This is a genomic window from Dactylosporangium sp. NPDC005555 (assembly GCF_040605635.1).
In the GTDB taxonomy this organism is placed as follows: Bacteria; Actinomycetota; Actinomycetes; order Mycobacteriales; family Micromonosporaceae; genus Dactylosporangium.
Map to the genome: position 1 here is coordinate 1 of NZ_JBEXDG010000027.1, position 20589 is coordinate 20589.

Sequence of the window (20589 nt, forward strand, 5' to 3'; positions counted from 1 at the left end):
AACCACCCGGCCGCAAACAACGAAACTGGACAGCAACCTTCACAGTCACCATCCAGCCCCATCCATCACCCTGAACGCTTAACTCACCGGCATTGTGCCCTGACGACACAAAGTCTTCCGGATCATGGGAAACGGCGACGGGCGGGACTGGACAAACCAGCGCCGAGCGGACGAGGATCTGGCCGCGACGAAGCATGCGCGGTGCAGTGGGGAGACGACGCGGGTGACAAGTTTCGACCAGCTGGACGGTGGCGCGACCCACTGGCGCGACGGCGAGCCCGTCTACGACCGTGGCGACACCGTCTGTGTCATCGGCGCCGGCGGCACCGGGCTCGCCGCGATCAAGAACCTCCGCGAGGCCGGCTTCGGCGTCGACTGCTACGAGCGCGAGACCGGCGTCGGCGGCGGGTGGAACTGGCGGCACGACCGCAGCCCCGTCTACGCCAGCACCCACCTGATCAGCTCGAAGCCGTTCACCCAGTTCCCGGACTTCCCGATGCCCGACGACTGGCCCGACTACCCGCACCATTCGCAGCTCCTGGCGTACTTCGAGCGGTACGCCGACCACTTCTCGCTGCGGGAGCACATCTGGTTCGGCACCGACGTGGCGAAGGTCGAGCCCGCCGAGGACCCCGCCGGCGGGCCGCCGCGCTGGGACGTCACCGTGCGCGGCTCCCGGGGCGGCGCGCCCCGCACCATGCGCTATGCCGCCGTCGTCGCCGCCAACGGGCACAACTGGTCGCCGAAGATGCCCGACTACGAGGGGCTGGACGAGTTCCGCGGCAAGGTCATCCACGCCGGCCAGTACAAGGACGCGGCCCAGCTGCGCGGGCGCAAGGTGCTCGTCGTCGGCGCCGGCAACACCGGCTGCGACATCGCCGTCGAGGCCGCCCAGCAGGCCGCGAAGTGCTGGCACTCGACCCGCCGCGGGTACTGGTACGCGCCGAAGTACGCCCTCGGCAAGCCCGCCGACCAGGTCAACGACCGGATCCTCGCGATGCGGCTGCCGTTCCGGCTGCGCCAGTGGCTGCTGCAACGCACGATCAACATGACGGTCGGCGACCTGACCCGCTTCGGCCTGCCGAAGCCCGACCACGGCCTGCTCGAGATGCACCCGCTCGTCAACAGCCAGCTGCCGTACTACCTCGGCCACGGCGGGATCACCCCGCTGCCGGACATCAAACGGTTCGACCGCACCGAGGTCGTCCTGTCCGACGGCCGCACCGTCGAGCCCGACCTGGTCGTCTTCGCCACCGGGTACGTGCCGAGCTTCGACTTCCTCGCGCCGGAGCTGCTGTCGACGGACCCGAGCGGCCGCCCGAGGCTCGCGCTGCAGATGCTGTCCCGGACCCACCCGACCCTCGCCGTCGCCGGGCTGCTGCAACCCGACTCGGGCGTGTTCACCCTCTCGCACTGGCAGACCGTGTTCATCGCCCAGTGGCTGCGCGTGCTGGACGCGTCACCCGCGAAGGCGCAGGCCCTGTGGGCGAGGCTGCGGCAGGACGGTGACCGCCGCTTCACCGCCGGCAAGGTCACCGACTCGACCCGGCACTGGTTCGAGGTGAGTCACTTCGTGTACCTGCAGGAGCTGGAGAAGTCCCTGCACGAGCTGGAGGCGGTCCGTTGACCACCCGTGTCCCGCCGGCCACGCGCGTCATGCGCCCCGGCGAATGGTCCGACCCGGCGAAGCCCGTCCGGCGTGAGGTCCTCACCGAGCGGCCCGACGACGCCGCTGACGGGGACCGGCCGCCGGTGCTGTTCGTCCCCGGGTACGGCCACGGCGCCTGGGCCTTCGCCCAGCACTGGCTGGAGCACACCGCCCAGCGGGGCTTCCCGGCCTCCGCGATGAGCCTGCGCGGCCACGGCGGCAGCGGCCCCGACCCCGACGCCCGGCTGCGCGACTACGTCCACGACGTCACCCAGGTCGCCGCCGCCCTGCCCAGGCAGGCGGTCCTCGTCGGCCACGGTGCCGGTGCCCTGGTCGTCGCCATGGCCCTGGCCCGGTACCCGGCCCGCGCCGGGGTGCTCGTCGCCCCGGTCTTCGGCGGCCCGGCGACCGCCCTGGGCCTGCTGCGCCGCAACCCCGCCGGGACGATCCCCGGCCTGTTCGGCGGGCGCGTCGCGCTGCGCCGGTCGCAGCTGTTCAGCAGCACCCTCCCGGCGAACGCGGCCCAGTCGTACGCCGCCCGCCTCCAGCGCGTCCCGGCCGGCGCGCAACGGCAGCTCGTCCGCCGCCAGGAGCCGGAGCCGGCGGTCGGCAACCCGCTGGTCCTCGTCGCCGGCAGCCCCGACGACCGCATCGTGTCCGCGGCCGCCCTGGAGTGGGTGGCACGCCGCTACGGCGGCTCCCCGCTGCTCTTCCCGGGCATGGGCCACGACATGATGCTCGACGCCCGCTGGCAGGAGCCCATCGACGCGATCCTCGACTGGCTCGAGAAACCCGGGAGCTGAGGCGTGTCTGGTAAGTGGATGCCGGGCTGCGGCCCCACCTACCAGACACGCCTTTAGACGCGGGCGCCGTTGTCCGGGTCGTCGTCCTCCTCGTCGCCGGGGCGCAGGCGGAGGATCAGGGTCACGAAGCCGCTCAGCAGCAGCGCGAAGCCCAGGAACAGGGTCGACTGCGGCCCGAAGACCGGCAGCAGGTCGGGCCAGATCAGCAGGAGCAGGCCCGCGACCAGGGCGACCACCGCGACCAGCGTCGACGGCGCGATCCGCGGCAGCGGCGGCGGGGGAGGGGGCGTGTAGCCCGCCTCGTCGTCCTCGTCGTCGGGCAGGTCGGCGCCGAACGAGTCGAGGCTGTCCAGCAGCGACCGGTCGACGGCGTCGGAGGCGCGGCGCAGCGGGGTGCGCGGGGCCGGCTCGGTGTCCATGTCGGGGGCGGCGGAGCCTGAGGAGTCGAGGTCCTCGGCGGCGGGCCAGGGCACGCTGGTCGGATCGACGGTCGTGTGGAAGCCGGCGATGATGCTGGCGAACGTCTCGTCGTCCGATTTGCGGCTCGTCTTGGCCTCCGGGGCGGGGGTCGCCTTGGCGGGCTGGGGCGCCTCGGCGGGTGGGGTGTGCTGCTCGGGCACAGCGGTGAGCTGGCTGAGATAGTCGCGGGCGGTGGCGAGGTGGTCACGATCAGCGTAGAGCCGGTCGGTGGGTCTGGCGGGCAGCGTCGTGGTGCGGGTCACCGGGTGCAGATCGGTGGCAGGCTGAAGATAGGCGGCGATCCCGCCCGCCGCCAGCACGTCCAGCAGATGCTCGCCGACCCTGGGATCGACGTCTCCCACCACCGCATACTCCTGCGCCACCAGGCCGTTGTCGCGCCGGCCGCGCCGCGCCCCACCCCCTGGCACAGCCTGCCCCTCCCCGCGGCCGACATCGCGACGACCGGTCCGCCGCGAAAAAAACCGCTGACGGAAATCCTGACACGCGCAACGGTGCTTCCGGGAGTGCGTTGTGGTGTGCCGAACTGGTTCGTAGGCTCTTTGCGACGGTCATCACCGATTGTCTGGCAGATCTTGGAAGGTTGAGCGGTGCTCTACTGGTTCCTCAAGTACATCGTCCTCGGGCCTGTGCTGAAGCTCATCTTCCGTCCCAGGGTGGAGGGGCTCGAGCATGTCCCCGCCGAGGGGCCCGTGATCATCGCCAGCAACCACCTGTCGTTCGCGGACTCGATCTTCATGCCGCTGAGTGTCAAGCGGCGGGTCACCTTCCCTGCGAAAGCGGAATATTTCACCGGAAAAGGGATCAAGGGCCGCCTGATCAAGCTGTTCTTCGCCGGCACGGGCCAGGTCCCGATCGACCGGTCCGGCGGGAAGGCCGCCCGCGCCGCCCTGGAGGTCGGCCTGAAGATCCTCCGGGAGGGTGGCGTCTTCGGCATCTACCCGGAGGGCACCCGCTCCCCGGACGGCCGGCTCTACCGGGGCAAGACCGGGGTTGCCCGCCTCGCGCTGGAGTCCGGTGCCGTGGTCGTGCCGGTGGCGATGATGAACATGGACAAGGTGCAGCCGATCGGGCAGATCCTGCCGAACCTGAAGCGCGTGCACATCCGCTTCGGCCCGGCCCTGGACTTCTCCCGCTATGCGGGCATGGCCGGCGACCGGTTCATCGAGCGCGCCGTCACCGACGAGATCATGTACGAGTTGATGACCCTGTCCGGCCGGGAGTACATCGATATGTACGCACAAAAGGTGAAAAGTGCGCCGGAGCCCGACAAGCAGCCTATAGCGGCGTAGGCGGCAGCTCGGCAAGGGTCAGCAGCAGCGGCGCGCCGGCCTGGGTCGAGAAGGCCACCAGCTCGCTCCGCCACGGCTCGAGACGGTCGGCCGCGGAAGGGCCGAGCCGGCCGAGCGCCTGCACCGCCCACGTCAGCGACAGGATGCGGGCGGAGGCGTTGGGGATCTCGTCGTAGAGCTCCGCGGCGGCGAGATGCATGTCGGCGGCGCGGGCGAAGTCGCCGTCGACGAACGCGATCGCCCCGGTGATCGTCCGCATCGCCGCCTCGACCCACGGGGTGCGGTGCGGCACGTCGGCGAGCATGTCGCGGATCGCCATCATCGCGACCCGCCCGGCGAGGACGGCGGCGTGCGCGGTCGCGTCGATCCACTCGCCGCTGGCGATGGCCCGCACCTCCCGCCACGTCTTGGCGAGCTCGACGATGAGCGTCTCGGCGTCCCGTGAGCGGCCCTGCAGCGCCCGGCAGAGGGCGCCGTGGCCGAGGACGGTCCACTGCAGGCGGTAGAAGCCGCTGCGCCGGCCCGCGGCGACCAGGTCCTCGATCTCCTCGGCGTTGACCCAGGGCTCGCCGCGCAGGATCTTCATCCAGGCGTGCGCGCCGCGGACCTGCAGGTCCCATTCGGAGGCGGGCGCCCGCTCGGCGACCTCGATGAGGGTGGCCCAGTCGCCGGTGAAGTAGGCGACCTGCGCCACGTTGGAGTAGCCGGTGGCGAGGGTGTGGCTGCCGGGCACCGTGTGGCGGGTGCTCTCGTACATGGCGGCGGAGGCCGTCCAGTCGCCGTCCTCGAGCAGCGCCCAGGCGACGTTGCGCATCGCCCGGTGCTCCGACAGCAGCCGCCGCTCCCGGCACACCTCCAGGGCGGCCTGCAGCTCGACCAGGCCGGACCGGTCGCCGGCCTGGAAGAGCGCGGTGCCGATGGTGATCCGGGCGCTGGTGGCGACCTCGACCAGGCCGAGCCGGTCGGCGATCTCGGCGGCGGCGCTGGCCGCGGCGACCGCCGGCTCGACCTCGAAGTTGGACATGTGCAGCCGGCCGAGCTCCGCGTAGGCGTCGGCCTTCTGCGGCGCGTCGGGCAGCTCGTCGAAGAGCTCGACGGCCCGGTCCAGGCAGGACAGTGCGCCGAGCCGGTCGGCGCGCAGCCACGCGACCTGCCCACGGATGGTCCAGGCCCGGGCGGCGCTGGCCTGTTCTCCGGAGGCGTACAGGCGTTCCGCCAGGCGGGCGAGCTGATCCGTGCCGCCGGTGCCGAGGAACGCGTCCGGATCGGCGTAGAAGGCGATCTCGGTGGCCAGGAGCTCGATCCGCAGCCGCTCACCCTGGTCGGTGGTGTCGTCGCAGAGCGCGAGGGCCTTGCCGGCGTGGGCGGCGGCCGCGTCGAGGGCGTGCAGCGCATACGTGCGGCGGGCCGCCCGCTGCAGCGCGTCGCGGGCCGGCACGCTGTAGCGGGGCGCGTCGAGGCCGAGCGACCCGGCGATCTCGTAGGCCGTGTACCGGTGGTTGGCGACCACCTCGGCGAGGTCGGTGTCCCGGTCGGCGGCGACGCTGTCCAGCCAGGCGGCGGTCAGCTCGTGCCGGGCGACCCGCTCGGTGCGGGGGAGCCGCTGGTAGCAGACGTCCCGGACGAGGACGTGGCCGAAGCGGTACTCCGTCTGCCCCTCCATCGTGGAGGCGGCCTGCTCGTGGATCAGGTCACGCTGCTCCAGGCGGCGCAGCGAGCGCTCGATGCCGTCGGCGGGGCGGCTCATCGCGGCCGCGACGGCGCCCGGCCAGAAGTTCATCCCGACGACGGCGGCGGCCTGCAGCACGGCGCGGTCGGCGGCCTCCAGCAGGTCGACCCGGTTGGCGATGACGGCGTGGACGCTGTCCGGCATCGGCAGCACCCGGGCCAGGGTGGCCGAGGTGCGCACGTTGCCCTGCTCGGCGAGCATGCGGGTGTATTCGAGCGCGTAGAGCGGGTTGCCGTCGGCGAGCTCGACGAGGGAGTTGAGCGAGTGGCCGGGGAACACCGCCTGGCCCAGCAGGTGCGCGTACATGGTGGCGATCTCGGCGTCGCGCAGCGGCGGCAGGGTGATCGTGACCGAGCCGGCGATGGCCCCCGCCCAGCTGGCGTTGCGCTCCAGGAACTCGGGCCGGGCCGTCGACAGCAGCAGCAGCGGCACGTCCCGCACCGACGCGCCCAGCCGCTCCACGAACCGCACCATCGACTCGTCGGCCCAGTGCAGGTCCTCGAAGACCAGGACGGTCGGCCGGTGGGCGGCGAGCGCGACGACGAACCGCCGCCAGGCGGACTCGGTCTCGTCGGGGGCCAGCTTCGGGCCGGGCAGGCCGACGAGCGGGCTGAGCGCGTCGGCGAGCCGCTCCGCCTCGGAGGGGGTGACGATCACGCTGAGCGCGGTGTCGAGCCGCTCCCGGGCGGTCTCGGCGCTGTCGGTGTCGAGGATGCCGGCCTGCGCCTTGACGATGTCGGCGAGCGCGGCGTAGGTCACGTTCTCCCCGAAGGGCGGGCAGCGCCCGGTCCGCCACGCGACGGGCGCGTCGAAGAGCCGCTCGGCGTGCAGGAAGAGCTCGTGCACCAGGCGGCTCTTGCCGATCCCGGCGTGCCCGATCACGGTCACCAGCTGCGGGGTGCGCTCCCGCAACCCCCGGTGCAGGGCGTTGACCAGCAGGCTCAGCTCGTGGGTGCGGTTGACCAGGGGCGTGGAGCCGGCCTCCCGGTCGGGGTGGTTGCGCCGCAGCGGCGCGAGCGCGAGCCACACCTCGGTCGGGGTGGAGCGCCCGCGCAGGGTGGCGGGCGGCTGCGCCTCGTAGCGGATCGAGGACTTGGTCAGCGCATACGTGCTGCCGCAGACGAGGACCCCGCCGGGCGGCGCGAGGGACTGCAGGCGGGAGGCGGTGTTGACCACGTCGCCGGCGACGATCGCCTGGCCGCCGTCGCGGGCCGCGGCCACGTCGACCAGGGCCTCGCCGGTCGCGACGCCGACGCGGAAGCGCAGGGCCCGCTCGCCGTCGCCGGTGCTGGCGTACCGCGCGAGGACCCGCTGCAGCTCCAGCCCGGCCCGCACGCAGCGCACGGCGTCGGTCTCGGTCGCCACGGGCGCGCCGAAGAGGGCCATCACGGCGTCGCCGATGTACTTCTCGACCACCCCGCCGTACTGCCCGATGACCTCGCGCGCGGTGGAGAAGAAGCCCTTCTGCAGCTCGCGGACCAGCTCGGGGTCGGCGCGCTCGACATAGGGCGTGAAGTCGATCAGGTCGACGAACAGGACGCTGATGCGGCGGCGGTCCTCGCTGCGGGTGGCGGGGATCGGCACGGTGGCCCGGCCCATGTGACCACCGCCACGGTCGGAGCGCCCCTGCCCGCCGGTGGTGCCGGAGGCGGCGCGGGGGGTGCCGCAGCCGGTGCAGAAGGAGGCGTCGGGGCTCAGCGTGCGGCCGCACGTCGCGCAGGCAGGACTGAGCTCGGCGCCGCATCCACCGCAGAACCGGTCACCGTCGCCCGACTGGCGGCCGCAGCGTGCGCACTGACTGGAAATCGCCGACACTCCCTGACTTCAGGTCCCCGCACATCCTCACACGTCGGGGACCCGACCGGCCACCGCGTTGTGGCACGCGGCACGGTGGCGCGAAAGGTGGTGCGGACCGCAGGTCAGCGGTCGGTCATCCCGGCGCGGCGGCGCAGGGCGCTGAGGTCGGTGACGACGATCCGCCGACCCTCGGTGCGCAGCCAGCCGCGGCTGGCGAACGACCCGATCGCCTGGTTGACGCTCTGCCGCGAGCCGCCGGCCATCTCCGCCAGCTGGCTCTGGTTGAGCTCGATCGTCACCATCGGCGCGTTGGTCTCGCCGGCGAGGCGGACGAGGGTCTTGGCGACCCGGCCGGGCAGGTCGAGGAAGACGTGGTCGGCGTTCTGCTCGGTGAGCCGCCGGATGAGCGCGCCCAGGGAGCGCATCACCGCGTCGAGGATGCGCGGGTTGGCGTGGACGAGCTCGATGAACGCGTGCCGGGACAGCGCCAGGGCCTGGCAGTCCTCGATCGCCTCCGCGGACGCGGAGCGGGCCGCGCCGTCCAGGAGCGACACCTCGCCGAGCGTGTCGGGCGGGCGGACCACCGAGAGGACCGCGCGCTCGCCGGTCGGCGCGGTCCGGAAGACCATCACCGCGCCGCGCTTGAGCACGATGAGTGATTCGCCCGGATCGTTTTCGACGAACAGCAACTGGCCCTTGCGGTATGTCCGTGGCACCGCCGCCTGGATGACCCGCTGACGCACATCGGGCTCCAGACCACTGAACATTTCCACACCGGTCAGTGCGTCGCCGGGATCTGGCAGCCGACCCTCCACGGTCAAACCCCTCCCGGTGCAGCGTTGATCGGACTCTTGATCACCGTAGGTGATCGCGAGCACAGTACGGAACTTCTACCAGATCATGACGCGCGTGTCGGAGTCTGTACATCCCCCGCATCGGCTCACCGACAGCCCGCGCATGAGCCCGCAGGCAGGCTAGTGCCAGCACGCGAACCGCTGGGGGGCGGGGTTGGTGTCGAGATGCCCGGGGCGCCGGTGGTGCGAGCACCGGTGCCCCGGGTTTCGCCGTTCACCGGACACGGACGCCGATGTGGGCGCATAATGCGCAGCGTGGCCCCCGCTGCCGACCAGGTGCACACGACACTGCGCAGAAGCTGGCAGTGCAGTCCCGGCCCGTGCATTCCTGTCGGTGCGGCCGCCTGGCGGGTCGAGATTGACGACTGCCAATTCGATACGTCTCGGCGGGATGACACCCAATTCGTGGTGAAATGGGCTCCGGCGTCCGCGCGGCGCGGCTTCGAGGCCGGGTTGTGTGCCGCGGAACACGTCGATGCGTCGGGCATCTGCGCCGGCCGTCCGGTCCGGGCCGCCGACGGCGCGCTCACCGCGGGAGCCGGCGACAGGGCGGGCGACGGGGTCCTCGCGCTGCTGTGCATGGTGCCCGGCCGCCCGCTGCGCGCCGACGACCCCCTGGACCAGTCGTGGTGGGGCGGCGCCCTGAGCGCCGCGCACCGCAGCCTGCGCCGGTTCGTGCACCCCGACCTGGCGAAGTTCCAGGTGGCGGCACCGGCGACGGCGCCCCACCTGGCGATGGAGCCCTGGCTCGGCCCGGCGGTCGCCGAGACCGTGGCCGTGGTCCGCCGGATCATGGTCACCGACCAGCTCACCTACGGCGTCCGGCACGGCTCGCCCGCCGCCGCCCGCTTCCGCCTGGACGCCGCCACCGGCCGGGTCGGTCTGGTCGGCTGGGCCGCCGCCGGGACCGGGCCGCTGCTGTACGACCTGGCCCACGCCGTCCTGTGCGCGGGCGGCACGGGCGCCGACGCGCTCGTCGAGGCCTACGTGCGGGCGGGCCCGGTCCCCGCCGACGAGTGCGCGGCGGTGCTGCCCGCCATGCTCGCCCTGCGCACCGCCACGCACGCCGCCGGCGTGGCCGCGAGGATCCACGCCGACGGCGGTACCCCCCGCGACCACGCGGAACTGACCCGGATGGCGACGCTGCTGCTCTGAGGACCTTGCGGCCCTACCCTGCCGCTGGGCCGTCCGGCCGTGACGGGGCAGGATGGGACCGGTGTCGGCATATCGCTACTTCTACGACTGTGAGTTCATCGAGGACGGTCGCCTGATCGACCTGGTCTCCATCGGGGTGGTGGACGAGCACGGCCGGGAGTACTACGCGGTCTCCACGGAGTTCGACGGGTCGCGGGCCGTGCCGTGGGTGCGCCGCAACGTCCTGGACAAGCTGCCGTCGCCGGCCGACAAGGCGTGGCGCTCCCGCGAGCGGATCCGTGAGGAGCTGCTGGAGTTCCTCGTCGAGCCGCTGCGCGCCGGCGAGGCCGGTGAGCTGGAGCTCTGGGCCTGGTACGCCGCCTACGACCACGTCGCCCTCGCCCAGCTGTGGGGCCCGATGCCGACGCTGCCCCGGGAGATCCCCAGGTTCACCAAGGACCTGCGCCAGCTCTGGGACGAGTCGGGCCGGCCGCCCCTGCCGGCGGCGGAGGGACGGCACGACGCGCTCGTCGACGCCCGGCACAACCTCGCCCGGTGGGCGGTCATGCGTCCGGGGTCGTGACCTGCCGGTTCCTCGTGAGCGGGATCCGCAGCGCGAGGTACAGGGGCAGCCCGATCGGCGAGAGCAGGATCGTCAGCACCATGACCGGCGCCATGATCAGCGGGTGGATCCGCCGCTCGCGGCTGTCCAGGTAGATCCAGCGGCCGACCAGCAGGTCCCACGCGAGCACCTGCGCCCAGACGGCGGCGACCACGTCGTCGTCGGCGAAGAGGGCGCGCACGCCGGCCAGGTCGGGGTTGAGCATCTCCGCGGCGAACTCCGGCAGGACCGGCGCGATCGCGAAGGCCCAGACGACCAGGGCCGGCAGGGCGATGAAGATCGACCCGGCGATCCGCCGCGACCAGCGCCACCCCGGCGCGACGATCATCAGCGCCCAGAAGGGCACGACCACCAGGAACGCGAGCTCGAACAGGGTGTCTGCCATCAGTGGACCCCACTCAGTGCCGATTCGGTGACAGCGGTCGATGCCACCACGGTACGGGGGCGGGCCAGTGCCCACCCGGTGCCGCCGGCGACGGCCAGGGCCAGGCCGCCGAGGGTGGCCAGCGTGAGGGCGTCGGGGTGCGCGATGGACTGGCCGCGCAGTGCCTGCCACGTCAGGAGGACGGTGAGCGCGGCGTACGCGAGGCCGGCGACGATCACCAGGCGGGCCCGGACCCGGTCGTGGCGCAGCCGGGCGAAGCGCCCGGCGGCGAGCGCCAGCGTGAACCCGAGCAGCGGCAGCGCCTGCAGGGCGTGCATGCCGATGAAGTGCCCGGCGCGCAGGTCGCCGCCGGTGGTGCTCCAGCCGACCAGGGGCAGGCCGGCGCCGCCGTCGGCCACGCCGACGCTGTGCGCGCCGACGATCGTGGGCGCCTCGCCCTCGGGCAGGTTCAACTGCGCCTTCGTGGGCAGGGTCATCAGGAAGCCGACCATCATGCCGGCCAGGCCGACGAGCAGGCCGAAACGGACGGCGAGGGTGTTCGCCCGGTCCGGCAGCCGCTGGATGAGCAGCAGGACCGCCAGGACGAGCGTGCACATCCAGGCGATCGCGATCGTGGCGCCCATCACGCTGTACAGCGTCGAGTCCAGCGGCGTCTGGTTGTTGAAGTGGCTCTGCCGGCCGCGGGCCGCCTGCCCGACGATGATCACGATCTCGGTGGTGAGGGCGGCGACGCTGATGGTCCCGAGCCACCAGCCGAGCCGCTGCCGGCGGTCCAGCAGTGAGAGCATCCAGGCGATCGTGATGGAGTAGACGGCGATGGAGACCGAGAACTTGAAGGGCTTGAGCCAGATCGGCGCGCCGACGAGCTCGCGGTCGTCGAGGAAGACGCCCGCGCCGGTGAGGACCGCGAGGACGGTCAGCGCCGCCGCGCTGACGGTGAGTGGGCGGTGCAGCTGTGCGAGACGCATCAGAAGCTCCCAGCAGTATGGATAGTGGTGCTCTCCACTATTGGAAAGCTACACTATCCGTGTCAACCCTGAAAGGACCCTGATGCGCATCGCGGAACTGAGCCAGACGACCGGCGTGCCGGTGCCGACGATCAAGTACTACCTGCGTGAGGGACTCCTGCCGGCCGGCGAACTGACCAGCCCCAACCAGGCCAGATATGACGATCGACACGTCCAGCGGCTGCGGCTCGTGCGGGTGCTGCTGGACATCGGCAGGCTGCCGATCGCCACCATCCGCGACCTGCTCACGGAGCTGGACCGGCCCGACCCCGACGTGCACGAGGTGCTCGGGCGGGCCCTGCCGGCGACCGTCGGCACCCGCGAGACGAGTGACCCCGCGATGCTCGAGGCGGCCCACGAACGGGTGCGGCTGCTGGTCCGGCAGCGCGGCTGGCTGGTCTCTGACAACGCCCGCACCCGGCAGTCCGCGGCCGAGGTCGTCGCCGCGTTCGCGCAGGTCGGCGCCGATGTGGAGCACCTGCTGGAGCACTACGCGGACCTGGTCGAGCGGATCGCGGTGCACGACCTGCGTTTCGTCGCCCAGGCGGGGGACAACGAGGGCAGGCTGCACGCCGCCGTCGTCGGCTCGATCCTCGGGGACTCCCTGCTCGCGGCCCTGCGGCGGATGGCGCAGGAGCACGAGTCGGCCAAGATGTTCGGCATCCGCGACGACAACTGTTAGGCGGGAGGTCCGGCTGGTGCGACGTCGGCACTTTCAGGCGGAGCGACTACAGTGCGCTGTGAATCGGCAGCGTCGCCAACGAGTGGGACCCTCCGGCTCGGTCGTGCCCCGTCAGGGCGGTCGAGCAGCACCGCAACCAGGAAGGCAAGATCTAGCATGCGTATCGGCGTACTGACCGGGGGCGGCGACTGCCCCGGCCTCAACGCGGTCATCCGGGCCGTGGTCCGCAAGGGGATCGCGACCTACGGTCACGAGTTCGTGGGCTTCCGCGACGGCTGGCGCGGCCCGCTCGAGGGCAACACCCGTGAGCTGGGCATCGCGCAGGTCCGTGGCATCCTGCCGCGCGGCGGCACCATCCTCGGCTCCTCCCGGACCAACCCGTTCAAGATCGACGGCGGCGTTGAGAAGATCAAGTCGAACCTGGCCGACCTGGGCATCGACGCGCTCGTCGCGATCGGCGGCGAGGACACCCTCGGCGTCGCGGCGAAGCTGACCGACCTGGGCGTCAACGTCGTCGGCGTGCCGAAGACGATCGACAACGACCTCGGCGCGACCGACTACACGTTCGGCTTCGACACCGCGGTCAACATCGCCATGGAGGCGATCGACCGGCTGCACACCACCGCCGAGTCGCACCACCGCACCCTCGTCGTCGAGGTCATGGGCCGGCACGCCGGCTGGATCGCCCTGCACGCCGGCCTCGCCGGTGGCGCCAACGTCATCCTCCTGCCGGAGCGGCAGTTCGACGTGGAGCAGGTCGCCGGCTACGTCGAGAAGCGCTTCCAGACGCAGTACGCGCCGATCGTCGTCGTCGCCGAGGGCGCCCAGCCGCTCGATGGCCAGATGGTGCTGCACAACCAGGAGCTCGACGCCTTCGGCCACGTCCGCCTCGGCGGCATCGGCCAGTGGCTCGCCCAGCAGCTGGAGGCCAAGACCGGCAAGGAGGCCCGCACCGTCGTGCTCGGCCACATCCAGCGCGGTGGCACCCCGACCGCGTTCGACCGGGTCCTCGCGACCCGCTTCGGCCTGGGCGCGATCGACGCCGTCCACGAGGGCGACTTCGGCAAGATGGTCGCGCTGCAGTCCACGGACATCGTCCGCGTCCCGCTCGCCGACGCCACCCGTGAGCTCAAGACCGTCCCGGTCGAGCGCTACACCGAGGCCGAGGTCTTCTTCGGCTCCTGAGTCCCGCCGCGGGCCCGGTCACCTGCCGCACGGCGGGTCCGGGCCCGCACCGCACCGGCCCGGCCGCCTTCCGTCAGGCGGGTCCGGCCCCGCACCGAGCCGGCACGCCCGCGCGGCACGCCCGGACCGCCGCGTCGCCGGCCGCCGGCCTTTCGCGGAGACCGGCGGCAGGCCTTCCGCGGAGTCCGGTCGCGGGTCTTCTGTGCAGACCGGTCGCAGGGCTTCCGCGTCGTCGGTCGCGGGGCTTCCGCGGCGGCCGGTCGCCCGCCTGTCGTCCATGCCGTGTCGCCAAACCTAGGGAGTGCGTTCGTGCGGACCATCGCCGTCTTCGGTGCCGGCAAGCTCGGTGAGGTGCTGCTGTCCGGGTTGCTGCGGGCCGGCTGGTCCGCCGACCGCCTCCTGGCCACCGCCCGCCGCCCCGAGCGGGCGAAGGAGCTGCAGGAGCGCTACGGGATCCGGGTCGTCGACAGCGAGACCGCGATCCTGGAAGCCGACGTGCTCACCGTCGCGGTGAAGCCGCAGGACGCCGGCGCGCTGCTGGCCGAGCTCGGCCCGAAGCTGCCCGCCGGCAAGCTCGTCGTGTCGCTCTGCGCCGGTCTGCCCACGGCGTTCTTCGCCAGGCACCTGCCGGAGGGCACCCCGGTCGTCCGGGTCATGACCAACACCCCGGCGCTGGTCGACGAGGCGATGACCGCGATCTCGGCGGGCTCCCACGCCACCGCCGAGCACCTCGCGCTCACCGAGGAGATGTTCCGCCCCCTCGGCCGCACCATCCGGGTCCCCGAGTCGCAGCAGGACGCGGTCACCGCCCTGTCCGGCTCCGGCCCGGCCTACTTCTACTTCCTCGTCGAGGCGATGACCGACGCCGGCATCCTGCTCGGCCTGCCCCGCCAGGTGGCGCACGACCTCATCGTGCAGACCGCGATCGGCTCCGCGGTGATGCTGCGCGAGTCCGGCGAGCACCCCGTCAAGCTGCGCGAGGCCGTGACGTCGCCGGCCGGCACCACGATCAACGCCATCCGTGAGCTGGAGAACCACGGGGTCAGGGCCGCGTTCCTGGCCGCCCTGGAGGCCGCCCGCGACCGCGCCCGGGAGCTCGCCGCGCAGAGTGGTTGAATCGTGTCCGTGACCGTCATCACCTGTACGTGCTGCGGCGTGGAGCTCGGCGACGTGCCGAGCATGTGGTCGTTCTCCGCGCCGGACACCTGGGCCGTCCCCGGCGTCGGCGGGGCGTCGTTCCTGGAGGAGGAGCTCTGCTTCGTCGAGCTCCCCGATCTCGACGAGCAGCACTTCTTCCTCCGCGGCCTGATCGAGGTCCCGGTCCGTGGGATGGCCGAGGCGCTGACCTACAGCGTCTGGGTCGGCCTCAGCGCGGCCGGCTTCGCCCGCGCCGTCGAGCAGTGGGAGGACCCGGAGCGCGCCTCCGAGCCACCGTTCTTCGGCCAGCTCGCCAACCGCATCCCCGGCCACCCCGAGACGCTGCGGCTGCGGGTCCGGGTGCACACCCGCCGGCCCGGCCTGCGCCCCCTCGTCGAGCTGCGCGCCCACGAACACCCCCTGGCCGTGTGGCAGCGCGAAGGCATCGACGCGCACGAGCTGCCGGCGATCGCGGCGGCCTGCGGCGCCTGACACCTCATTCACTCAGGCATTCACCTGTATCCGCCACCAGGTGGTACCCGTACCGTTACATGCAGTGAAGCTGATGTATACCGCGACCGGGTGGCCCCCCGCCCCGTCGCGGGTCCCGCGCTCGGTGCCCTTCCCCAGCCGAGGAGCGCGGCGTGAAGCTCGCCGTCGGCCGCAGAGGTGGTCGACGGCGGCTTTGCGGCATGATAACCGGGTGCGATTCGAAACCAGCCGTGCGCTCGACGCGATCGAGCGGAGACTGAGCGTCGACCCCCTCGCCGCCGGCGGGGTCATCGACCTGGTGGAGGCTGCCCGCAGCGTCGACCTCGACGGTGGCCGCCCGGCCGCCCTGCTGCGCCTCGGCATGTTCGTCGACGCCCTCAGCCGGCAGCTCGGCGACGGCGGCGTCGGCCTGTATGCCGTGGCCGAGCGCGGCGCCATGTCCGACACCGACTTCACCTCCAACGAGCGCATGGTCCTGCGCCGCTGGTCCGACGACGGGCTGATCGAGATGCTGCCGCCCGGCGCCCGCACCGGTGCCAGGGTCCGTGAGGCCGCCGGGCTCACCGGCCTGCCGGTGATCAGCCGCACGCCGCTGCCCGGTCACCCCGGCCCGGTCTACCTCACCACCGGCGCGGCCGGCGGGATGGAGCTGGCCCTCGCCCCGTCGACCGGCTCGTCGCCGCGACCGCACCCCGTGCTCGGCCGGTTCTGGCGCTGCCCGGCCGCCGACTGCCCGACGTTCGGCCGGCAGCCCGCCGCCGGTGCCGGGCAGCCACCACCCGCGCTGCCCAGCGGCGCCCCGCTGTGCCCCCGGCACGGCGAGCGGCTGATCGACGCCGGGCCGCGCCCGCCCGCGTCGAGCATGGCGGTGCGGATCAAGGGCACGGTGCGCGCCCGTTTCCCGCTGACCGCGGCCCGCCCCGTCGTCGTGGGCCGGGCACCGGACGAGCCGGGTGGCATCACCATCGGCAACTGGCTCGACGACGAGTCGACCCGCCGCGTCAGCCGCAACCACGTCCGCCTGGAGCTGCGCGACGGCATGGTCCTGGTCACCGACGTCAGCACCAACGGCGCCGCGGTCCTGGCCCGCACCGGCTCGTCGGTCCCGCCCCGCGAGGTCGACCTGCACCGCGGCGAGCCCCAGGCGATGGGGGAGTGGGACGAGGTCGAGCTCTATCCGGAGGTCACCGTCGGCCGCGCGGACCGCCCGCCGGCGTCCGTGGCCAAGGGCGGCGCCCCCAACTCCGTCATGGCCGACGCGCCCACGATCGCGTTGAGGTTGCCCAAGCAGTAAACCGGTTGCCGCCGCAGCGACGGCGAGCTATGTTTCCAGCGTGATCACGACGACCGCCCTCTTCGAGTCAGGCCTATCGGCCGGCTCGGCGGTCTCGTGCGCCCCGGCCCTGCGAAGCTGACCCTCCTCCCGCAGCCATTCCTGCGGTAACCGAAGGAGGAGGGTGGCTCGGCCACCCTCACGACGTGGCCGCACGGTTCCGCACACCCACCACACATCCACTGTGGAGTGTCAGATGGCCAAGCAGACGTACACGAGGAACAAACCTCACCTCAACATCGGCACCATGGGTCACGTCGACCACGGCAAGACGACCCTGACCGCCGCGATCACCAAGGTCCTCGCCGAGCGCTACCCGTCCGTCAACCGGTACACCTCCTTCGAGGGGATCGACCGGGCGCCGGAGGAGATCACCCGGGGCATCACCATCAACATCGCCCACGTCGAGTACGAGACCGCGACCAGGCACTACGCGCACGTCGACATGCCCGGCCACGCCGACTACGTGAAGAACATGATCACGGGCGCGGCGCAGGTCGACGGGGCGATCCTGGTCGTCAGCGCGGTCGACGGGGTGATGCCGCAGACGCGGGAGCACGTGCTGCTCGCGCGGCGCATCGGCGTGCCGCACCTCGTGGTCGCGATGAACAAGGCGGACGCCGTCGACGACGACGAGCTGCTCGACCTCATCGAGCTGGAGATCCGTGAGCTGCTCACGGGCTACGGATTCCCAGGGGACGACGTGCCGGTGGTCAGGGTGTCCGCGCTGCGGGCGCTGGAAGGCGACCCGGCCGGCGTGCGCTCGGTGCTCGACCTGCTCGACGCCGTCGACCGGTACGTCCCCGTGCCGGAGCGGGTGCTCGCCGAGCCGTTCCTGATGCCGATCGAGAACGTGCTCACGATCACCGGCCGTGGCACCGTCGTCACCGGCGCCGTCGAGCGCGGCACGCTGCAGCTCAACGCGCCCGTCGAGGTCGTCGGGCTGGGCCCCACCCGGGCATCCGTCGTCACCGGCCTGGAGACGTTCGGCCGGCAGCTGGAGCGGGCCGAGGCGGGCGACAACGCGGCGCTGCTGCTGCGCGGCGTCCGGCGCGGCGACGTGCAGCGCGGCCAGGTCGTCGCCCTGCCCGGCTCGGTGTCGCCGCACCGCCGGTTCACCGCACACGTGTACGCGCTCACCACGAAGGAAGGAGGGAGGCACACGCCGTTCTTCGCCAACTACCGGCCGCAGTTCTTCTTCCGCACCACCGACGTGGTCGGCGCGGTCGACCTCGGTGAGGTCAGCATGGTCATGCCCGGCGACACCGTCGACCTGACGGTCGAGCTCGGCAAGCCCATCGCCATGGCCGCCGGCCTCGGCTTCGCCATTCGCGAAGGTGGCCGCACCGTCGGCGCGGGCACGGTCACGGAACTGCTCGACTAGACGACCGGCGGGTGGGCAGGTGCGTCGGTATGGACACCGACCACGTGCAAGGACCGGCCGACGCACCGCTCACCCTGCTCGAGTACGGGGACTACCAGTGCCCGTACACGGGCAGGGCGTTCGGCGTCGTGGAGCGTCTCCAGCTGCACTTCGCCGGGCGGCTGCGCTTCGCCTATCGGCACTTCCCGCTCGTCGACAAGCACCCCCGGGCGATGCCGGCCGCGCTGCTCGCCGAGGCCGCCGCCGACGTCGGCTCGTTCTGGGGCATGCACGCGCTGCTGCTGGCCCACCAGGACAGCCTCGAGGACACCGACCTCGCCCGGTACGCCGAACAGTTCGGCCTGACCGGCACCGGTGGTACCCGCGCCCACTACGAACGCGTCGACGCCGACCTCGCCGCGGGGCGTGCCGCAGGGGTGCGAGGGACGCCCGCGTTCTTCGTGAACGGCGTGCCGCACGACGGCGGCTTCGACTTCGAGTCGCTGCGCGAGGCGATCGATAAAGTGGTGATCGGGTGAGATTGGGGTGAACAGTGTCGATTGCCGGGAGGGTTACGGCTTGTACTCCCTAGGATCTTTGAGAAGAAACACAGCCAATTTTGAGCTGAACCAAGGTTGCCGTTAACAACGTCAGGGCAACCTGTAGGGGATGCGGAACCGGTACGTAGACCTCCTGCGAGCCGTCGCGATCGTCCGGGTGGTGACCTATCACACGCTCGGCTTCGCGTGGCTGACCGTCGCGTTCCCGGCCATGGGCCTCATGTTCGCGCTCGGCGGCTCCCTCATGGCCGCCTCCCTCGACCGTGCCGACGGGATCGGCCTCAAGGCCATCGGCCGCCGGATGCGCCGCATCATCGTGCCGTTCTGGGTGCTCGGGGCGTTCGCCCTGGTGCTCATGACGTTCATGGGCGGCCTGGAGCACACCTGGCGGCTCGTCCTGTGGTTCCTGCCGCTGGACGACCCGCCCACGTCGGAGAAGGGCGGGGTCTGGTTCAGCCAGATCTGGTACGTCCGCTCCTACCTGTGGTTCATCATCCTGTCGCCGGTCATGCTGTGGCTCTTCCGCAAGGCGCCGATCCCCGCCGTGCTCGTCCCCTTCGGGATCCTCGTCGCGATGTGGGAGACGGGGAACGGCACCGGCGGCATGGTCCGCGACTTCTTCATGTACGCGCCGATGTGGATGCTGGGCTTCGCCCACCACGACGGCATCCTGCAGCGGATCTCCAGGAAGGCGCTCTGGCCGGCGTGCCTGGTCATGGGCGGCATCGGCCTGGCCATGCTCTACAGCAGCCCAGGCCCCCGCGGCTACGACATGAACGACCTGCCGGTCGCCGACGTGCTGTGGTCGACCGCGTTCCTGCTGGTGATGCTCAACGCGGCCCCGGCGGCGCTGAGCCTCGGCGCGGCCGAACCGGCCGTCGAGGCGGTCAACCGGCGGGCGCTGACCATCTACCTCTGGCACGAGGCCGTGATCACCGCCATCCGGCTCGCGGCCGTCGCGGCGGGCGTGTCGCTGCTCGGCCCGTACAGCGGGCTGCTCCAGCTGGTGCTCGTCTTCGCCGTGGTGGCGCTGGTGGTCCTGGCCCTCGGCTGGGTCGAGGACCTGGCCGCCAGACGCAAGCCCAAACTCATCCCACTGCCCACCCGCGCCCCGGCGCGGCGGATCGAGGAACAGCCGCACCCGGTACCGGCGTAGACGATGCAGGACGACACGCCGGCGTCGCCTCGGGTCAAATTGCAATACGACACGCCGACACTGGTCTTTGCTGGAACTTGCTGGAACCGTCTACCGTTCCGTTCGTGTCCGAACCGATCACCATCGAGATGCTCGAGCGGCGGATCGACCGGTTGCGTGGCGAGCTGCGGCGGGCCGCCACCACCGGTGACCGGATGCAGGCCCGTGCCCTGCGGGCCGAGCTGCGCCAGGCGGAGCACGCCTGGGACGACGCGCTCGCCGACCTGGAGGACCAGGCCCGGCCGGCGCCGCAGCCGGTGCACAAGCCGATGCTGTCCATCCGTGAGCAGGTGCACCACGCGCTGACCCTGCTCACGGTCCCGGCCGCGCCGAAGCTCATCATCGCCGTCCACGACGCCTTCTTCCCGGGCGAACTGGTCGCGGCGCGCCTCACCAGCCTGCGCCGCGACGAGGAACGCTCGTTCCGCGTCCAGCCGTTCGGCCGCCCGTACTACCTCTGCCCGGCGCTGACCGCGGACCTGCTGTCGCCGGCGCGCGGGCTGCTCGCGCTGTCCACCTGGCCCCTGGAGACCAGGGTCGTCGGGCCGCTCAGCGCGCGCGTCGACTTCCTCGCCGGCGCGATCAAGGTGGCCGAGCGGGTGGCGCAGCTGCCCGAGGACGCCCACGACGCCCAACGGCTGTTGTGGCGCTTCGCCGCCAGCATCCCGGGTGCCGGCAGCGCCGGGATCACCCCCCGGTCGGTTGCCGAGCTGGCCCAGGCCGAGCTCGACGTGCACCTGGATGCCGACACCGCGGACCGCGCCGCGGCGGCGGCCAGGGCGGAAGAACGTCTGGACGGATCCGAGGCGCTGTTCGGCGCCAGGTTGCAGCGCCTCCGTCGTACCGCGAGCTCGACATGAAACCGCGAACCGCTTCCCCGAAAGAAGACCGCTC

General features: G+C 72.2%; 19 protein-coding genes. 14 read left to right on the forward strand and 5 right to left on the reverse strand.

Annotated elements, in window-relative coordinates; genetic code table 11:
* The first annotated feature begins 223 nt into the window (after positions 1 to 223).
* Both ABZS58_RS27750 and ABZS58_RS27755 read left to right on the forward strand, forming a co-directional pair.
* Complete coding sequence (locus ABZS58_RS27750) at positions 224 to 1627, forward strand: NAD(P)-binding domain-containing protein (protein ID WP_354786145.1); 1404 nt, start codon at positions 224 to 226, stop codon at positions 1625 to 1627.
* 29 nt (positions 1628 to 1656) lie between these two features.
* Positions 1657 to 2451 (forward strand): alpha/beta fold hydrolase, encoded by a 795-nt coding sequence (locus ABZS58_RS27755; RefSeq protein WP_354786249.1) that lies wholly within the window; start codon positions 1657 to 1659, stop codon positions 2449 to 2451.
* 53 nt (positions 2452 to 2504) lie between these two features.
* Here ABZS58_RS27755 and ABZS58_RS27760 read toward each other — a convergent pair whose 3' ends face one another.
* Positions 2505 to 3338, reverse strand: coding sequence for a DUF308 domain-containing protein (locus ABZS58_RS27760; RefSeq protein WP_354786146.1), 834 nt, complete (start codon positions 3336 to 3338; stop codon positions 2505 to 2507).
* Between the two features lie 180 nt (positions 3339 to 3518).
* Here ABZS58_RS27760 and ABZS58_RS27765 point away from each other — a divergent pair, with 180 nt between their 5' ends.
* Positions 3519 to 4220: a lysophospholipid acyltransferase family protein gene (locus ABZS58_RS27765; protein WP_354786147.1), complete on the forward strand. Its 702-nt coding sequence runs from the start codon at positions 3519 to 3521 to the stop codon at positions 4218 to 4220.
* Here ABZS58_RS27765 and ABZS58_RS27770 read toward each other — a convergent pair.
* Together ABZS58_RS27770 and ABZS58_RS27775 are read right to left on the reverse strand one after the other, a co-directional pair.
* Positions 4207 to 7764, reverse strand: coding sequence for an adenylate/guanylate cyclase domain-containing protein (locus tag ABZS58_RS27770; RefSeq protein WP_354786148.1), 3558 nt, complete (start codon positions 7762 to 7764; stop codon positions 4207 to 4209). The two genes, ABZS58_RS27765 and ABZS58_RS27770, sit on opposite strands and share 14 nt — an antisense overlap.
* A gap of 104 nt (positions 7765 to 7868) precedes the next feature.
* Entirely contained in the window at positions 7869 to 8561 is a 693-nt protein-coding gene (locus tag ABZS58_RS27775; protein ID WP_033362537.1) for a Crp/Fnr family transcriptional regulator, read from the reverse strand.
* 444 nt (positions 8562 to 9005) lie between these two features.
* Here ABZS58_RS27775 and ABZS58_RS27780 point away from each other — a divergent pair, with 444 nt between their 5' ends.
* Together ABZS58_RS27780 and ABZS58_RS27785 are read left to right on the forward strand one after the other, a co-directional pair.
* Positions 9006 to 9755 (forward strand): serine kinase, encoded by a 750-nt coding sequence (locus tag ABZS58_RS27780; protein WP_354786149.1) that lies wholly within the window; start codon positions 9006 to 9008, stop codon positions 9753 to 9755.
* Positions 9756 to 9816: 61 nt separating this feature from the next.
* Entirely contained in the window at positions 9817 to 10317 is a 501-nt protein-coding gene (locus ABZS58_RS27785) for a polyadenylate-specific 3'-exoribonuclease AS (protein WP_354786150.1), read from the forward strand.
* Here the strand turns inward: ABZS58_RS27785 and ABZS58_RS27790 are convergent.
* Together ABZS58_RS27790 and ABZS58_RS27795 are read right to left on the reverse strand one after the other, a co-directional pair.
* Positions 10298 to 10741 carry an ABA4-like family protein gene (locus ABZS58_RS27790; RefSeq protein ID WP_354786151.1) on the reverse strand — a complete coding sequence of 148 codons (444 nt, stop codon included), beginning with the start codon at positions 10739 to 10741 and terminating at the stop codon, positions 10298 to 10300. The two genes, ABZS58_RS27785 and ABZS58_RS27790, sit on opposite strands and share 20 nt — an antisense overlap.
* Positions 10741 to 11709, reverse strand: coding sequence for a hypothetical protein (locus tag ABZS58_RS27795; RefSeq protein WP_354786152.1), 969 nt, complete (start codon positions 11707 to 11709; stop codon positions 10741 to 10743). The genes ABZS58_RS27790 and ABZS58_RS27795 overlap by 1 nt, the downstream gene beginning before the upstream one ends.
* A gap of 82 nt (positions 11710 to 11791) precedes the next feature.
* Here ABZS58_RS27795 and ABZS58_RS27800 point away from each other — a divergent pair, with 82 nt between their 5' ends.
* The 9 genes from ABZS58_RS27800 to ABZS58_RS27840 all read left to right on the forward strand — a co-directional run bounded on the left by ABZS58_RS27800 (position 11792) and on the right by ABZS58_RS27840 (position 20555).
* Entirely contained in the window at positions 11792 to 12430 is a 639-nt protein-coding gene (locus ABZS58_RS27800; RefSeq protein WP_354786153.1) for a MerR family transcriptional regulator, read from the forward strand.
* Between the two features lie 156 nt (positions 12431 to 12586).
* Positions 12587 to 13615: a 6-phosphofructokinase gene (locus ABZS58_RS27805; RefSeq protein ID WP_354786154.1), complete on the forward strand. Its 1029-nt coding sequence runs from the start codon at positions 12587 to 12589 to the stop codon at positions 13613 to 13615.
* Positions 13616 to 13924: 309 nt separating this feature from the next.
* Complete coding sequence (gene proC / locus ABZS58_RS27810) at positions 13925 to 14731, forward strand: pyrroline-5-carboxylate reductase (RefSeq protein ID WP_354786155.1); 807 nt, start codon at positions 13925 to 13927, stop codon at positions 14729 to 14731.
* Between the two features lie 3 nt (positions 14732 to 14734).
* Positions 14735 to 15244, forward strand: a complete 510-nt coding sequence (locus ABZS58_RS27815) for a DUF2199 domain-containing protein (RefSeq protein WP_354786156.1) — start codon at positions 14735 to 14737, stop codon at positions 15242 to 15244.
* Positions 15245 to 15455: 211 nt separating this feature from the next.
* On the forward strand, positions 15456 to 16538 hold the full coding sequence (locus ABZS58_RS27820) for an FHA domain-containing protein (RefSeq protein ID WP_354786157.1): 1083 nt from the start codon (positions 15456 to 15458) through the stop codon (positions 16536 to 16538).
* A gap of 235 nt (positions 16539 to 16773) precedes the next feature.
* Entirely contained in the window at positions 16774 to 17961 is a 1188-nt protein-coding gene (gene tuf / locus ABZS58_RS27825; protein ID WP_354786158.1) for an elongation factor Tu, read from the forward strand.
* A 29-nt stretch (positions 17962 to 17990) separates the two neighbouring features.
* On the forward strand, positions 17991 to 18479 hold the full coding sequence (locus ABZS58_RS27830) for a DsbA family protein (protein WP_354786159.1): 489 nt from the start codon (positions 17991 to 17993) through the stop codon (positions 18477 to 18479).
* A gap of 130 nt (positions 18480 to 18609) precedes the next feature.
* Positions 18610 to 19656 (forward strand): acyltransferase, encoded by a 1047-nt coding sequence (locus tag ABZS58_RS27835; RefSeq protein WP_354786160.1) that lies wholly within the window; start codon positions 18610 to 18612, stop codon positions 19654 to 19656.
* Between the two features lie 104 nt (positions 19657 to 19760).
* Entirely contained in the window at positions 19761 to 20555 is a 795-nt protein-coding gene (locus ABZS58_RS27840; RefSeq protein WP_354786161.1) for a hypothetical protein, read from the forward strand.
* Positions 20556 to 20589: the final 34 nt, after the last annotated feature.

What these genes read in the sequence shown, in the direction of transcription:
- ABZS58_RS27755 (WP_354786249.1), top strand. Translation starts at nt 1,657, where the DNA reads ATGCGCCCCGGCGAATGGTCCGACCCGGCGAAGCCCGTCCGGCGTGAG.
- ABZS58_RS27790 (WP_354786151.1), bottom strand. Translation starts at nt 10,741, where the DNA reads ATGGCAGACACCCTGTTCGAGCTCGCGTTCCTGGTGGTCGTGCCCTTC.
- ABZS58_RS27795 (WP_354786152.1), bottom strand. Translation starts at nt 11,709, where the DNA reads ATGCGTCTCGCACAGCTGCACCGCCCACTCACCGTCAGCGCGGCGGCG.
- ABZS58_RS27800 (WP_354786153.1), top strand. Translation starts at nt 11,792, where the DNA reads ATGCGCATCGCGGAACTGAGCCAGACGACCGGCGTGCCGGTGCCGACG.
- ABZS58_RS27805 (WP_354786154.1), top strand. Translation starts at nt 12,587, where the DNA reads ATGCGTATCGGCGTACTGACCGGGGGCGGCGACTGCCCCGGCCTCAAC.
- tuf (WP_354786158.1), top strand. Translation starts at nt 16,774, where the DNA reads ATGGCCAAGCAGACGTACACGAGGAACAAACCTCACCTCAACATCGGC.
- ABZS58_RS27830 (WP_354786159.1), top strand. Translation starts at nt 17,991, where the DNA reads ATGGACACCGACCACGTGCAAGGACCGGCCGACGCACCGCTCACCCTG.
- ABZS58_RS27835 (WP_354786160.1), top strand. Translation starts at nt 18,610, where the DNA reads ATGCGGAACCGGTACGTAGACCTCCTGCGAGCCGTCGCGATCGTCCGG.